The sequence below is a fragment of the Erythrobacter sp. HA7-11 genome, from assembly GCF_055693605.1.
The window spans coordinates 1,215,403-1,229,676 of the sequence record NZ_JBVFUF010000002.1 but is presented as its reverse complement, the minus strand read 5'-3'; the positions used below and the strand labels follow the sequence as shown (position 1 = coordinate 1,229,676).

Sequence of the window (14,274 nt, the reverse complement as noted above, 5' to 3'; positions counted from 1 at the left end):
AGGATGCTGGCCATGTCGAAACCTGCGCTTCTGTTCGTCTGCCTTGGCAATATCTGTCGCTCGCCATTGGCGGAGGGCGCGATGCGCCGCGCCGCTGATAATGCCGGGCTCGATGTCCTGATCGATAGCTGCGGCACGTCTGCCTATCATATCAATTCGCCGCCTGATCCGCGTTCGGTCGAGACTGCTGCGGCAAACGGTATCGACATATCCGGGCTGCGTGGGCGGCAGCTGGTCCGCGAAGACTTCACCCGCTTCACGCATATTTTCGGGATGGATCACCAGAACTTGCGCAATATCGAGGCTGTGCGTCCAAAGGGATCAGAAACGCATGTCTCGCTGCTGATGGACATGGTCCCCGACCGCGAAGGCGCGGCCATTTCCGATCCATACTATGACGGCGAGGACCAGTTCGACGACACCTGGGAAGACGTCTGGATGGCCGCCGAGGCCTTGGTAGAACGGCTGCGCTAACCGCCCCTTAGCAGCTGCACGCCCCAATCGCGTTCGAACAGATAGAGAAGTTCGCGCGCCGCCTCACCGCGCGCACTGGTGAGCCCCCCATCGCGCTCCATCAGCAGGCGCGCATCGGCATGAGCCGCTGGTAAAAGGCGCTGCGTCTGTTCGAGATCGGCGATGCGGAACGCCGCCTCGCCCGATTGCCGCGTGCCGAGCAATTCGCCGCCGCCGCGCAGTTCCAGATCCTCTTCGGCAATGCGAAAGCCGTCCTGCGTCTCGCGCATCAGGGCAAGCCGCTTTTTGCCGGTCTCTGACAGTTCGTTGCCGCGCAGCAGCAGGCAGACCGATTTTTCGCTGCCCCGCCCCACGCGTCCGCGAAGCTGGTGCAGTTGCGCAAGGCCAAATCGCTCCGCCTGCTCGATCACCATTAGCGTAGCGGCAGGCACATCGACGCCGACTTCGATCACGGTTGTCGCGACGAGCAGCTTGGCTTCGCCGCTCGCAAACCGCTCCATATTTGCGTCTTTTTCCTCGGGCTTGAGCTGGCCGTGAACCATCACGACATCCTCGCCAAAGCGCTCTTTCAGCGCCGCATAGCGCGCCTCGACAGCGGCAATATCGTCGGCCTGGAACGCGCCGTTCATCTCGCGCACCATCGGGCACACCCAATAGGCCTGCTGGCCCGCAGCAACATGCCGCGCAACGCCTGCGATCACATCTTCTAGCCGGTCTTGCGCGACGACAACGGTGTCGATCGCCTGCCTGCCTGGCGGCAATTCATCCAGGCGGCTCACATCCATCTCGCCATATTGCGCGAGCGTGAGGCTGCGCGGGATCGGCGTCGCGGTCATCGCCAGAGTGTGCGGCGCGCGCTTGCCCTTGGCCGCAAGCTGCAATCGTTGCGCGACGCCAAAGCGATGCTGCTCATCGATCACAACTAGGCCAAGATCCTTATAGTTCACCGTATCCTGAAAGATCGCATGCGTGCCGACGAGAATATCGATCGAGCCGTCGAGCAGCCCCATCAACAGGCCTTCGCGCTCCTTGCCCTTGGCCCGGCTCGGTGAGCAGCGCGACCTCGACCCCGGTGGGCTGCGCCATTTTGCGGATCGTTTCGAAATGCTGGCGCGCGAGGATTTCCGTCGGGGCGAGCAATGCCGCCTGTTTTCCCGCTTCATTGGCGATGAGCATTGCCTCGAGCGCGACCACAGTCTTGCCCGCGCCGACATCGCCTTGCAGCAAGCGCAGCATGGGTGCTTCCTGTGCCAGATCGCCTTCGATTTCGCCTATCGAGCGCGACTGCGCACCGGTCAACGCAAACGGCAGGTCGAGCTTGTCGCGCAAGCTGCCATCGCCTTGCAATGCCTGCCCCTTGCGCCGCCTGCCCTCCGCCCGCACGAGCAGCAGCGCGAGCGAATTGGCGAGCAGCTCATCGTAAGCAAGCCGGTCGCGCGCGCTCTTGTTTTCATCCTTGTGCGCAAGGTGCAGCGCATCGCGCCAAGTGGGCCACCCTTCGCGCTCAAACTGGCTGCCATCGATCCATTCGGACAGCTCTGGCAAGCGCTCCAGCGCCTGCGCCGTGAGTGCCCCCATGCGCGGCTGCGTCAGCCCTTCTGACAGCGGATAGACTGGCTCATTCAGCCGAGCGAGATGCGCAGAGGCCTCTTTCTCGACATGGTCAGGATGCACGATCTGCAGCATGTCGCCATAGCGGTCGAGCCTTCCTGCGACCCAGCGCTTCTCCCCCACCGGCAAAAGCTTCTTTGCGGTGTAGGATGCGCGCCCGAAATATGTCAGCGCGCAGATGTTGCCGACCTCGTCCTGCGCCAACACGCGATACGGCCCGCGACCGGGATTGCGCGCGCCCCGATGCTCGGTCGGAGTGAGCGCGACGATGACCTGCTCGCCCTCGCTCGCCGCATCGAGATTTTCGACCACCCGCCGCGTCACAAACCGCTCGGGCAGGTGATAAGCGAGGTCTTTGATCCGCGTCAGACCCTGCTTTTCGAGCGGCTTCATCAGCTTCGGCCCGACGCCTTCCAGCGTGGTGCTTTCCGCAAACAGAGGGTTGAGAATATCGGGCCGCATCGCGCGTCACCCTATACCCGCTTGCGCGCCCTTGGCGAGTGTCCTAGGCGGCGCGGCATGTCCATTTCCCCCGATCAGATAACCCCCGAACGTCTCGCCCGCGCGAAATTTCGCGCCTGGCATCGCGGCACGCGTGAGGCCGATTATATGATTGGCGGCTTTTTCGACCGTTATCATGCCGATTGGGGCGTGACGGAAATGGAATGGTTTGAAGACCTACTGGCCGAAGACGATGTCGACGTGATGGCATGGGCGCTCGGCACTCAGCCAACGCCGCCGCGCTTTCAAGGCCCGCTGATCGAGCAGATGCAAAAGCTCGACTACGTCGATATGGGGCACTGATAGCCCCCGCCTGCGTTGAAGACGAAGCATGCCTGATTTCTCCCGCATATTGACGGCGAAAACGCCGCTGACGCTCTCCTCGCTGGTGCGCGGCAGCCTGCCTTTGGTGCTGAGCGATCTTGCCCGTGCGGCGAAACAACGCGCGGTTTTCATCGCTCCAGACGATACCGCGATGCGCAGCGTCAGCGAGGCGGCGCATTTCTTCGCGCCAGAGATCGAGGTGATCGAGTTTCCGGCATGGGACTGCCTGCCCTATGACCGCGCCAGCCCGGCTCTGTCGGTCAGCGCCAAGCGGTTGGCAGCGCTCCACGCGCTGCAAAATCCCGCCAGCGGATCGCAATTGCTGGTCACGACGGTCAACGCGGTGTTGCAACGCGTGCTCACCCCGTTCCGCATTCGCGAGAGCGTGCGCGAGTTCAAGCAAGGGACCGAGATCGGGCATGAAAGCCTCGCTGCGCTGCTCACCCGGCAAGGATATTCGCGCACCGACACCGTGGTCGATCACGGCGAGTTTGCCGTACGCGGCTCGATTGTCGACATCTTCCCCTCTTCGCTCGATGAAGGCTTGCGGCTCGATTTTTTCGGCGATGAGCTCGAGAGCCTGCGCTTGTTTGATCCAAGCACGCAGCGTTCCACCGGCACGTTAAACAAGCATCTGCTGTTGCCAGCGTCCGAAGCATTGATCGACGAGGACAGCATCACGCGGTTCCGTAGCCGCTATCGCGAGATGTTCGGCGCGACCGCCACGCAAGACCCGCTCTACGAAGCGGTCAGCGATGGACGGCGGCTGGCGGGGATGGAGCACTGGATGCCGCTGTTTGAAGAGCGGCTCGACACCCTCTTCGATCATCTGGACGATGACGATGTTGTGGTGATCGACAACGGTGCAATTGGCGCGGCTGAGGAGCGCCTCAAAGACATCACCGATTACCACGATCAACGCGTGCGATCCGCAGCTGAAGCCGCCGGCAGTTATCGCCCGCTGGCCAGCGACGCGCTCTATCTTTCGCGCGAAGAATTTGACGCGGCGATTGCCAAAGCGCCTGCGCATCGCAGCCAGATCTTCGCCGCGCCCGACAGCGACACCAACATCGATTTCGGCTTCACCTCCGCGCGCGATTTCGCGCCCGAGCGCGCCCGCGGCGACAATGTCTATGAGCAAGCGGCCAAGCATTTCGCTGAGCTCGCCAAGCAGGGCAAACGCGCTCTGTTCGCCGCCTATTCCACCGGTAGCCGCTCGCGGATCACCTCGATTCTTACCGAAGCGGGCGTCAAAACTGCCACCGCCGACACGTGGCAAGAAGCACTCGGCGCCTCGGTCAAAAGCGGCGTTGTCGCGATGGTCCTGCCGCTCGACACCGGCTTTGCCAGCGACGAATTGGAAGTCCTGACAGAGCAGGATGTGCTGGGCGACAGGCTGGTTCGCCGCAAGAAGAAGCGCAAGGACTCCGACGCATTCCTCGCCGAATTGCAAGCGCTCGCTCGCGGCGATCTGGTCGTCCATGTCGAGCACGGCATCGGCAAATATCGCGGGCTCGAGCCCGTGCCCGTCGGCAAGAGCAAGCACGATTGCGTGGCGCTCGAATATCGCGGCGGGGACAAGCTGTTCATCCCGGTTGAAAACCTCGATGTGCTGTCGCGCTATGGCTCTTCTGAAGATGCGGTGATGCTGGATCGGCTGGGCGGAGAAGCGTGGCAACGCCGCCGCTCGCGCCTGAAAGAACGCATCAATGAAATCGCTGGGGAACTGATGAAGGTCGCCGCCGAGCGCGCGCTCAAAAAAGCCCCCGCGCTCGCCGTCGATGACGCCAGCTTCAACCAATTCGTCGACCGCTTCCCGTGGGAAGAGACCGACGATCAGGACGCGGCCATCGCGGACGTTCTGCGCGATTTGGAAAGCGGAAAGCCGATGGACCGGCTGGTGTGCGGTGATGTCGGTTTCGGCAAAACCGAGGTCGCCTTGCGCGCCGCCTTCGTTGCCGCGATGAACGGTCAGCAGGTCGCGGTCGTCGCGCCGACCACACTGCTCGCCCGCCAACACTATCAAAACTTTGCCGAGCGCTTTGCAGGCTTCCCGCTCAAAGTCGGGCGCCTTTCCCGCCTCGTCTCCTCCAAAGAAATGAGCGAGACCCGCGACGGCCTCGCCATTGGCGACATTGACATCGTCATCGGCACGCACGCCATCCTCTCCAAATCGACCAGCTTCAAGAACCTCGGGCTGGTGATCGTCGACGAGGAACAGCGCTTTGGCGTGACGCATAAGGAGAAGCTCAAACAGCTGCGCGCCGACGTGCATATGCTCACGCTGACCGCCACGCCGATCCCGCGCACGCTGCAAATGGCGATGACGGGCCTGCGCGAGCTTTCTACCATCCAAACCCCGCCGGTCGACCGGCTTGCGGTGCGCACCTATGTGATGGAATGGGACGATATGGTGATGCGCGAAGCACTGCTGCGCGAGCATCATCGCGGCGGGCAGAGCTTTATCGTCGTGCCGCGCATTTCCGATATGGAAACGGTCGAGGAATGGCTCGCCGAAAACGTGCCCGAGGTAAAAGTCATCGCCGCGCACGGCCAGATGGGTGCAGGGGAAATCGAAGAGCGCATGAGCGCGTTTTACGAAGGCAAATACGAGGTTCTGCTGTCGACCACGATTGTCGAAAGCGGCCTCGACCTGCCAAGTGCGAACACGATCATCATCCACCGCGCCGACCGTTTTGGCCTCGCGCAGCTTTACCAATTGCGCGGGCGGGTGGGCCGCGCGAAATTGCGCGCCTACGCTTATCTGACTTACGAGAAGGACGTGCAGCTTTCCGAGATTGCCGAGAAGCGCTTGAAGGTTTTGAGCGATCTCGACAGCCTTGGCGCGGGCTTCCAGCTCGCAAGCCACGATCTCGACATTCGCGGCGCGGGCAACCTCTTGGGCGATGAACAATCTGGCCATATCCGCGAGGTTGGCTTTGAACTTTACCAATCGATGCTCGAAGATGCGATCCTCGCCGCAAAGGCCGGCGCGATGGGGCTGGAGCCGAGCCGCGACACGGTCTCACCGCAGATCACCGTCGATGCGCCGATTATGATCCCAGAGGATTACGTGCCCGATCTGGCCGTGCGCATGGCGCTCTATCGCCGCCTCAATCAGGCGCAGGATAAGGCCGAGATTGAAAGCATGGCGGCGGAAATGATCGACCGCTTTGGCGATCTGCCCGATGCGACCAAGAACCTCATCCGTCTGATCGAGATCAAGCATCAGGCGATCGAAGCGAACATCGCCAAGATTGATGTGGGCGCGCGCGGCACGCTCGTCACCTTCCACAAGGATGACTTCCCCGACGGTCCGGGCCTGATCGCCTATGTTGATAGGCTTCAGGGGACCGCGAAACTGCGCCCCGATATGAAGCTGGTGATCAACCGCGCGTGGGGCGACCCGCAGAGCCGCCTCAACGGCTTGTTCCAGCTGACCAAGGGTTTGAGCGGGATTGCGCGCAAGGCGAAGAAGCGCGAGGCGGCTTGAACGCTACCGTGCGTCCTGACGAGGTCGTGAAGCTGGAGGCTGAATGACCGTCTCGAAGGGCGGATGCTTCGAGACGCCGTTTCGACAGGCTCAACGGCTCCTCAGCATGAACGGGACCTCAAACAAACGATCCATTTGCGGTCGTGTGAATTCGATGTCATTTTGCTTAGATGAAATTCGAGAATGTATATAAACCAGCTGACGGAGGTCCATACCAATGCCCGTGCTGCCGCAGCCGCACGCTAGATGAACGTGGTGGATTTGAAATTTGCCCGGTTTGTTTCTGGGAGGATGACGGCCAAGACGATCATGACGCGGATTTAGTTCGAGGTGGACCCAATGGCGATCTTTCGTTGTCCGCGGCTAGACTAAACTACCAGAGATTTGGTGCTTTTGACAAAAGTGTCGTCCAGCACGTGCGGAGTCCAACAGCCTCTGAGTTATGTTGACGTCAGACCGTTAGCATTCGCAAGAATTCATGCGCTTATCCTCAAAGAAACGCAAAATCCGCTCGGCCTTCAGCGATTGAGCCTTGAGCGGAACCCTAACCCCCGCGCGGCCCTCGCCACACCCAGCATCTTCTCGCTTGGCATGGGTTCCGCCTGCAAGAAGCCCTGCCAGTAATCGCAGCCTTCGCTGATCACCGTCGCGCGCTGGATCTCGCTTTCGATCCCCTCGGCGATGACCTTAAGACCGAGCGCATGACCCAGCTCAACAATCGCGCGGAACACCGCCAGATCGCGGGTGTCACCCGGCACGCCTTCGACCATCACCTTGTCGAGCTTGAGTGCATCGAGCGGCAGCTCTTTCAAATAGCGGAAGTTGCAAAAGCCCGCGCCAAAATCATCGAGCGCAGTCTTGAACCCCAGCGCCCTTAACGCGCTCAACGCCTCGGCTGCCTGCCGCAAATTGCGCAGCAACACATCCTCGGTAATTTCCAGCATCAGCCGCTGCGGCGCGATTTCGCTCTTGCCGATCAATTCGGCAAAGTCCGCCGCGAACCGCGCATCGCCCAATTCCTCCGGCGTGATGTTGAGCGAAAGCTGCAATTCCTCTGGCCAGCGGTGTGCATCTTCCAGCGCGCGGGCGACCACATGGCGCGACAAAGGCGCAACCAGCGCAGCCCGCTCCGCAATCGCAAACAGATCGCGCGCGCCGATCTCTCCCAGGGTCGGATGCCGCCAGCGCGCCAGCGCCTCTGCCCCGACAACCCGCCCGGTCGCGCAGGAAAATTGCGGCTGAAACAGCACCTCGATCTCGCGCCGGTCAAGTGCGCTGAGCAGATCAGCATCGAGCGCCTCGGGCTTCACACCGGGAAAACCACCGCGTGTGCCTTTGCGCAAAGAAGGGGACTGCGACTCCATCACGTCGCCGATAGTGTAGCGCACGGCGAATGCATGCGCCAATTGCAATCCGACCGAAATTGGAACATCAGGAAAACCCGCTATAGCAAAGCTGTGGATAGCGCCGCAGCTGCATCCCGATTTTGAGGACCACGAATTGCCAAAAAAACAGGAATTTGAGCGGGTTGCGCTGCTTGCCTCAGACAGTGATCGGGCGCAAAAAGCCTATGAAGCGATGAAGGATCAGCACGATTGGTCACCGCTCGAAACCGCCGATGCCGCGATTGTGCTGGGTGGTGACGGGTTCATGCTGCAAACTTTGCATGCGATGATTGATGCGGGGCGGATCATCCCGGCCTTTGGCCTCAATCGCGGAACCGTCGGCTTTATGATGAACAAGTTTCGCGACGGCAAGAATGCACTGCGCCGGGCTCAACGCGCGCGGCCCTTCACCATTGCGCCGCTGAAAATGGAAGCGGTCACGCAAAGCGGGGAGCGTCACACGTTTCTCGCGATCAACGAGGTCTCGCTGCTGCGTGAAATGCGGCAGACGGCCAAGATCGAGGTGAGCGTCAATGATCGCGTGCGGATCGAGAATCTGGTGTGCGATGGGGTGCTGTTGTCGACCCCGGCTGGATCGACCGCCTACAATCTCTCCGCCAATGGCCCGATCCTGCCACTTGGGTGTAATCTGCTGGCGCTGACCCCGATCAGCCCGTTCCGCCCACGTCGCTGGAACGGCGCGATCCTGCCCGATCATCTGCCGGTGAAGTTCCGCATTCTGGAGGCGGGCAAGCGCCCGGTCTCTGCCGTGGCCGATCAGCGCGAATTGCGCGACATTGCCGAGGTGACGCTGACGATTGAGCGCGAGACGGAACTGACCTTGCTATTCGATCCGGGCCATTCACTCGATGAGCGGATCGTAGCGGAGCAGTTTGCTCTATAGTTTTTGCGCAAGCGCATCCGCGCTCGCGAACTCCTCGCTCATGCGCCTTTCAGGCGCATCGCTGCGGGCGGGCGTGCGCCCTTGCGGTGGCTACGCCACCGTTTGGACTCTGCCGTCAAAACCGCGCATTTTTCCTCCAAAACCCTCTTGCCAAGTTTCGCGCGCAGCCATATAGGCTCGCCTCCGCTTCCCTCGATACCGCTTGGGAAGCTGCTCCCCGATAGCTCAGCGGTAGAGTAGGTGACTGTTAATCACTTGGTCGTTGGTTCGAATCCAACTCGGGGAGCCATTTCATCCCACATTTTTGAGTTAGTCGAGCTGGAAGTTCCGGCTGCCTGAATATGTGGCCAAAATGGGATTGCCAGCTTCATCGAGAGCAGGCCGGAAACGGGCGTGCTTCGTCATTGACTTGCAAGTTTCTTCGTCAAGCAGCCGATACCCGCTCGATCGCGTGATGATGCAGTCGACGGCCCTGCCCTTCACATTGACAGAATAGCGATATTCAACTCGTCCCTGCTGCTCCAGACGCAGCGACTGCGCCGGATAGTTGAACGGTGGCATCCGCGTCATTTCAGCAGATCGAGCGAGCGAGGCAGCCGCGACGGGCTGTGCTGCTACAGTCTGATCAGCCTCGTCGGCAGTTGTTTGCGCGTGAGCGGCAACCGAACCCAGCGCAAAAGGTGCCAACAGTGCAATGAGCTGAATATGCTTCGTTTTTGGGATGCTTGTCATGGATGAAACTATAGAGCCCTGGCCGCTGAGTTCCAGACGTCATTTGCCTTCGAAAACACGCCGAGTTGTAAAATAATCTCAAGACGCACTGCGATGCGTAGTCCAACCAAGTCGAGCCCATTCGCGTTGCAGATCAATCGCTTCTCCGACACCACGCGCAGCTCGAACGCCTGTTTCCACCTGAAACCCTCAAAAATCCAGCCTTTCCAACCGCCGAACCGCCCAAAAACTTAACCACTTTTGTTTAGCGCGGTCTGATGGACAAAGTGCCGAACAGAACCGCCTGATATGAGGCTCGTCGGACTGGATGCGATGAGAGGCTATGCCGCGTTGACCGTGGTAGGCTTTCACGTGTTCACCATTTACGACGTGGCGGACCTGTTTGACCGCGCGTATCTGGCGGTCGATTTCTTCTTCATGCTGTCCGGCTATGTCATGGCGCGGACCTATGAGACCAAGTTCGCCTCCGGCCTGAACCCGGTCTCATTCACTTTGATGCGCTACAAGCGGCTGTTCTGGCCGATGGCTGTGGGCGCCGCGCTGGGATTGTTCTTCTTCGCCCGCTCCGACCTAGCATCCGTCGCGGTCATCTATGCGGCGACGCTGGTCTACATCCCTAGCGGACCAGTCTACCCGTTCATGCTCAATAAGCCTGCCTGGTCGATCCTCTTCGAACTGGTCGCAAACGCCGTGCACGCGGTGTTGATGTGGCGACTGCCAGTTTGGGTTCTGGGCTTGGTCGCTGTGGCAAGCGCGGGCACGCTTTTCGCCTTTGCCGGACCGGATATTCTGGTCGGCCACCGCAACGACAATTTATGGCTGGGCGTTCCGCGCGTGCTGCTCGCTTATACGATCGGAATTATGCTGTTCCGGCTCGATTGGCGCACAATCATACCGCCCTATTTCGCAAATCCTGCTCTGGTGCTTGCGCTGCTGCTGTTGCCGAAGGGCATGTTCTACGATCTGGTGTTCGTGATGCTGGTATCACCGGCGCTGCTGCTGGCGGGCCTATCCGCCAATGCGAACCGGTTCAGCGCTATCTTGGGGAGCATCTCCTTCCCGCTTTACGCGGTGCATTATCCGATCCTGCAGATTGGCGAGCATCTGGGCGTGCATCCAGTGATTGCGACGGCGGCTGCTCTCGCGGTCGCAGCTGCGGTCGCGCTGACATTCGAGTGGAAGCGCAATGCGGCGCTGTTTGGACTACAGTCGGGCGAGAAAGCTGCGCCTGCCGCATCCAGGGCGTGAAGCGCCCTAGCCTGCCACGATCAACCTGATCCCGACAACGAGCACCAGTGCTGCGGTCAGCCAGCGGATCCAGCGTTTGGGCAGCAACCGCACCGCCATAAGGCTGCCGATCTGCCCTCCGATCACGACTGCGATCAGCAATGGCAGGCTGTAGGTAATGGCGCCGCCAAAGGCCGCCGGCCCCTGCTTCAGCAATTGTCCGGCGAGGCCGAAAAGCGAATTGACGAGGATGAAGAAACTCGCAGTCGCAGCGATGGCGCGCGCATCCTTCCAACGCGTGAGGTGAAGCAAAGGCGCGAGGAAAATGCCCCCGCCTATTCCGACGAGCCCTGCGAGATATCCCAACGGCGCGGCGGCAAACGGCATGGCTTTGGCAAAACGGGTCGGTTCGCCTGCTACCCCCTCCCGCACCGGGATCAACATCGTCACCGCTGTCAGGATCAGGCTGCCCCCTAGCAGCAGCATAAACGCCTCGCGGTCAATCGGGGTCAGCCCTCCCAGGAAGGCGGCTGGCGCAGCCAGTGCGGTCACCATAAGCGCGCCGCGCCAAGGGGTTATCCTGGCCCGCGCGAACCGGATTGTGCCACCGGCGACAACGACAATGTTGCAGGCGAGCGCAACCAGCGGCAGCAAGCGATAATCGAGTCCCGACAACGCCAGCAGCGCGGAATAGGTCGACCCACCGCCAAACCCGACGCTGGCATAGAGCAGCGCGGTCACCAGGAATGCGAGCGCGAGCAGCGCCGGAACCGCGCCGATCATGCTCGCATCTCCTCAGCCGCGCTCATCCGCCCAGCCCGGATGCCCGTTCAGGCAATAGTCGGCTTCTTCGCCCCTGCAGCACCGTGGCAATGCTTGTACTTGTTGCCGCTGCCGCATGGGCATGGCGCATTGCGGCTGATTTCCTGATTGGCCCAAGGGTTGTCTGGATTGGAACCGCCCGGCCCCGATGCTGCGCGCGGGCTGCCTGCAAGCGAGCCGAACATCTCAGGACGTTCTGCCGACCCATCGCCATCATTCGAATTGTCGATGCCGGTGAGCGGATCGATATGGCCGGTAAGGAAATCGGGTAGATCGGGCAGCGCCTCCGCCGGATCTTCCTGTGGTGCCATGCGCAGCTCTGACCGGAACAGGATCTTGGTCACTTCCTCACGCAGATTGTCGAGCATGGTTTCAAACAGGCCGAACGCTTCCTGCTTGTATTCGTTGATCGGCTGTTTCTGCGCGATACCGCGCATCCAGATTACCTGACGCAGCGCATCGAGCGTCGCCAGATGGTCTTTCCAATGCGCGTCCAGCTGACGCAGCAGCACGTCTTTTTCAACGATGCGCCAGATGTTCTGGTCGCCATCCGCCATCTTGGCGTCCATCATCTCGTCGGTCATCGCGGTCAGTCGCTCCTCGAGGAGTTCCGGCTCGACCTGCTCTTCTTCCATCCACTCATCGATCGGCGGCGTCAGGTTGAACACCTCTTCCAGCTTCTCTTTGAGGCCATCGATATCCCACTGCTCCGGGTAAGAGCCCGGAGGACACGCGGTGCCGACCAACGCATTGATCGTGTCGTGACGCATATCGACGACGACATCATCGACCGCTTCGGAATCCATGATTTCAGAGCGCTGCTCGTAGATGACCTTGCGCTGGTCGTTCATCACATCGTCGTATTGGACGACCTGTTTCCGCACGTCATAATTGCGCGCCTCGACTTTTTTCTGTGCGGTCTCGATCGCCTTGGACAGCCACTTGGAGCCAATCGCCTCGCCATCTTCTAGGTTAGAATTCATCATCTTGGCGAACAGAGTGTCCGGGCCAAAGATACGCAGCAAATCGTCTTCGAGGCAGAGGTAGAAGCGCGAGAGACCCGGGTCGCCCTGACGGCCCGAACGGCCGCGCAGCTGGTTGTCGATCCGACGGCTTTCGTGCCGCTCTGTGCCAAGGACGAACAACCCGCCCGCTTCGAGAACCTTTTGCTTCTCTTCCGTGACCTCGGCGGTGATCCGAGCAATTTCTGCCTCGCGCTTGGGATCATCCTCTGCCAGATCGGCAAGCTCGTCGCCTATGCGATATTCAAGGTTGCCGCCCAGCTGAATGTCGGTACCGCGACCCGCCATATTGGTGGCGATGGTGACCGCACCCAGACGGCCCGCCTGCGCGACAATATGCGCCTCGCGTTCGTGCTGACGGGCGTTCAAGACTTCGTGCTTCACGCCTTCCTCATCGAGGAATTTGCTGAGCAATTCAGACTTTTCGATCGAGACCGTGCCGACCAGAACCGGCTGGCCGATCTCGGCCTTCTCGGCAATCGCCTTCGCAATCGCCTTAAACTTGTCCATCGTGTTCTTGTAGAATTCGTCTTCCTCGTCGATCCGCGCGACCGGAAGATTGGTCGGAATCTCGACCGTGTTCATTTTGTAAATGTCCCAGAATTCCGCCGCTTCGGTCGCCGCCGTACCGGTCATTCCCGAGAGCTTGGGATACATACGGAAATAGTTCTGGAACGTGATCGAGGCCATGGTCTGGTTTTCCGGCTCGATCTTCACATCTTCCTTGGCCTCGACCGCCTGGTGCAGACCATTGGACCAACGCCGCCCATCCATCATGCGGCCAGTGAACTCGTCAATGATCACGACCTTGTCGTCCTTGACGATGTAATCGGTGTCGCGCTTGAACATGTGCACGGCCTTGAGCGCCTGGTCCAAGTGGTGGACGACCTGAGTATTCTCGACGTCGTAGAGGTTGTCGGTTTCGAGCAGCTCTTTCTCGATCAGGATCTTTTCGACTTCATCCAGCCCCTCTTCGGTCAGCTGGATCTGTTTGGTCTTCTCGTCCTTCTCGTACCAGTCCTCAGGGATTTCCTTCGCAACTGCATCGAGCGCGACATAGAGGTCGGATTTGTCCTCGGTCGGTCCGGAGATAATCAGCGGCGTCCGCGCTTCGTCGATCAGGATCGAGTCCACCTCGTCAACGATGCCGAAGTTGAACGGGCGCTGCACCATCTGGCCGCGCTCGTGCTTCATATTGTCGCGCAGATAATCGAACCCGAACTCGTTGTTCGTGCCGTAGGTGATGTCCGCATTGTAAGCATCGCGGCGGGCATATTCGTCAATGTTCGGAACGATGACGCCAACGCTCAGACCCAGCCAGTTATACAGTTGGCCCATCCATTCGGCATCGCGCGTGGCGAGGTAATCGTTGACGGTCACGACGTGGACGCCCTTGCCCTCGATCGCGTTAAGGTAGGTCGCCAGCGTCGCCATCAGGGTCTTACCCTCACCCGTGCGCATTTCCGCGATCTCGCCGCGGTGCAGCACGATGCCGCCGATCATCTGCACATCGAAGTGACGCATGCCGAACACGCGCACCGAGGCTTCGCGCACCGTGGCAAAGGCTTCGGGCAGGATCTCGTCAAGCGTCGCGCCATTGTCGAGCTGCTCGCGGAACTTATCCGTTTGAGCTTTCAATTCCTCATCGGACAGCGCCTGGATTTGCGGCTCGAGCGCGTTGATCTGCGCGACAACCTTGCGAACCGACTTAACGTAGCGATCGTTCGATGAGCCGAAGATGGATTTTGTGATTGCGTTGAACATGGAACTTGTGGCCTT

10 protein-coding genes, 1 tRNA gene and 1 pseudogene are annotated in these 14,274 nt (G+C 60.4%); 7 read left to right on the top strand and 5 right to left on the bottom strand.

All coding sequences use genetic code 11. From position 1 onward, the window contains the following. Window positions 1-12: 12 nt before the first annotated feature. A complete protein-coding gene (locus ACZ1GU_RS06360; protein WP_472647216.1) occupies window positions 13-474 on the top strand; it encodes a low molecular weight protein-tyrosine-phosphatase in 462 nt (153 codons plus the stop codon). Here ACZ1GU_RS06360 and recG read toward each other — a convergent pair. Further along, window positions 471-2,547 (bottom strand): annotated as a pseudogene (recG, locus tag ACZ1GU_RS06355) (ATP-dependent DNA helicase RecG). The gene ACZ1GU_RS06360 and the pseudogene recG overlap by 4 nt on opposite strands. Before the next feature lie 57 nt (window positions 2,548-2,604). Between recG and ACZ1GU_RS06350 the strand changes: the two are divergent. The 3 genes from ACZ1GU_RS06350 (at window position 2,605) to ACZ1GU_RS06340 (ending at window position 6,852) form a co-directional block, all read left to right on the top strand. Then, window positions 2,605-2,889, top strand: a complete 285-nt coding sequence (locus ACZ1GU_RS06350; protein ID WP_472647215.1) for an FAD assembly factor SdhE — start codon at window positions 2,605-2,607, stop codon at window positions 2,887-2,889. A gap of 28 nt (window positions 2,890-2,917) precedes the next feature. Beyond that, entirely contained in the window at window positions 2,918-6,403 is a 3,486-nt protein-coding gene (gene mfd / locus ACZ1GU_RS06345; RefSeq protein ID WP_472647214.1) for a transcription-repair coupling factor, read from the top strand. Window positions 6,404-6,573: 170 nt separating this feature from the next. Then, complete coding sequence (locus tag ACZ1GU_RS06340) at window positions 6,574-6,852, top strand: CPCC family cysteine-rich protein (RefSeq protein WP_472647213.1); 279 nt, start codon at window positions 6,574-6,576, stop codon at window positions 6,850-6,852. 69 nt (window positions 6,853-6,921) lie between these two features. Here the strand turns inward: ACZ1GU_RS06340 and ACZ1GU_RS06335 are convergent, their stop codons facing one another. Beyond that, complete coding sequence (locus ACZ1GU_RS06335; RefSeq protein ID WP_472647212.1) at window positions 6,922-7,791, bottom strand: EAL domain-containing protein; 870 nt, start codon at window positions 7,789-7,791, stop codon at window positions 6,922-6,924. Window positions 7,792-7,903: 112 nt separating this feature from the next. On the opposite strand from ACZ1GU_RS06335, the gene ACZ1GU_RS06330 reads away from it, so the two are divergent. Further along, entirely contained in the window at window positions 7,904-8,692 is a 789-nt protein-coding gene (locus ACZ1GU_RS06330) for an NAD kinase (protein ID WP_472647211.1), read from the top strand. A 214-nt stretch (window positions 8,693-8,906) separates the two neighbouring features. Next, a tRNA-Asn gene (locus ACZ1GU_RS06325) sits at window positions 8,907-8,981 on the top strand. Between the two features lie 20 nt (window positions 8,982-9,001). Here ACZ1GU_RS06325 and ACZ1GU_RS06320 read toward each other — a convergent pair. Further along, the gene (locus tag ACZ1GU_RS06320; RefSeq protein ID WP_472647210.1) at window positions 9,002-9,424 is read right to left on the bottom strand and encodes an energy transducer TonB; all 423 of its coding nucleotides are present in this window, start codon (window positions 9,422-9,424) and stop codon (window positions 9,002-9,004) included. A 288-nt stretch (window positions 9,425-9,712) separates the two neighbouring features. Here ACZ1GU_RS06320 and ACZ1GU_RS06315 point away from each other — a divergent pair, with 288 nt between their 5' ends. Next, window positions 9,713-10,672, top strand: a complete 960-nt coding sequence (locus ACZ1GU_RS06315) for an acyltransferase family protein (protein WP_472647209.1) — start codon at window positions 9,713-9,715, stop codon at window positions 10,670-10,672. Between the two features lie 6 nt (window positions 10,673-10,678). Here ACZ1GU_RS06315 and ACZ1GU_RS06310 read toward each other — a convergent pair whose 3' ends face one another. Together ACZ1GU_RS06310 and secA are read right to left on the bottom strand one after the other, a co-directional pair. Further along, window positions 10,679-11,434 (bottom strand): sulfite exporter TauE/SafE family protein, encoded by a 756-nt coding sequence (locus ACZ1GU_RS06310; protein WP_472647208.1) that lies wholly within the window; start codon window positions 11,432-11,434, stop codon window positions 10,679-10,681. Between the two features lie 47 nt (window positions 11,435-11,481). Further along, window positions 11,482-14,259, bottom strand: coding sequence for a preprotein translocase subunit SecA (gene secA / locus ACZ1GU_RS06305; RefSeq protein WP_472647207.1), 2,778 nt, complete (start codon window positions 14,257-14,259; stop codon window positions 11,482-11,484). Window positions 14,260-14,274: the final 15 nt, after the last annotated feature.

What these genes read in the sequence shown, in the direction of transcription:
- ACZ1GU_RS06360 (WP_472647216.1), top strand. Translation starts at nt 13, where the DNA reads ATGTCGAAACCTGCGCTTCTGTTCGTCTGCCTTGGCAATATCTGTCGC.
- ACZ1GU_RS06350 (WP_472647215.1), top strand. Translation starts at nt 2,605, where the DNA reads ATGTCCATTTCCCCCGATCAGATAACCCCCGAACGTCTCGCCCGCGCG.
- mfd (WP_472647214.1), top strand. Translation starts at nt 2,918, where the DNA reads ATGCCTGATTTCTCCCGCATATTGACGGCGAAAACGCCGCTGACGCTC.
- ACZ1GU_RS06340 (WP_472647213.1), top strand. Translation starts at nt 6,574, where the DNA reads ATGAAATTCGAGAATGTATATAAACCAGCTGACGGAGGTCCATACCAA.
- ACZ1GU_RS06320 (WP_472647210.1), bottom strand. Translation starts at nt 9,424, where the DNA reads ATGACAAGCATCCCAAAAACGAAGCATATTCAGCTCATTGCACTGTTG.
- ACZ1GU_RS06315 (WP_472647209.1), top strand. Translation starts at nt 9,713, where the DNA reads ATGAGGCTCGTCGGACTGGATGCGATGAGAGGCTATGCCGCGTTGACC.
- ACZ1GU_RS06310 (WP_472647208.1), bottom strand. Translation starts at nt 11,434, where the DNA reads ATGATCGGCGCGGTTCCGGCGCTGCTCGCGCTCGCATTCCTGGTGACC.
- secA (WP_472647207.1), bottom strand. Translation starts at nt 14,259, where the DNA reads ATGTTCAACGCAATCACAAAATCCATCTTCGGCTCATCGAACGATCGC.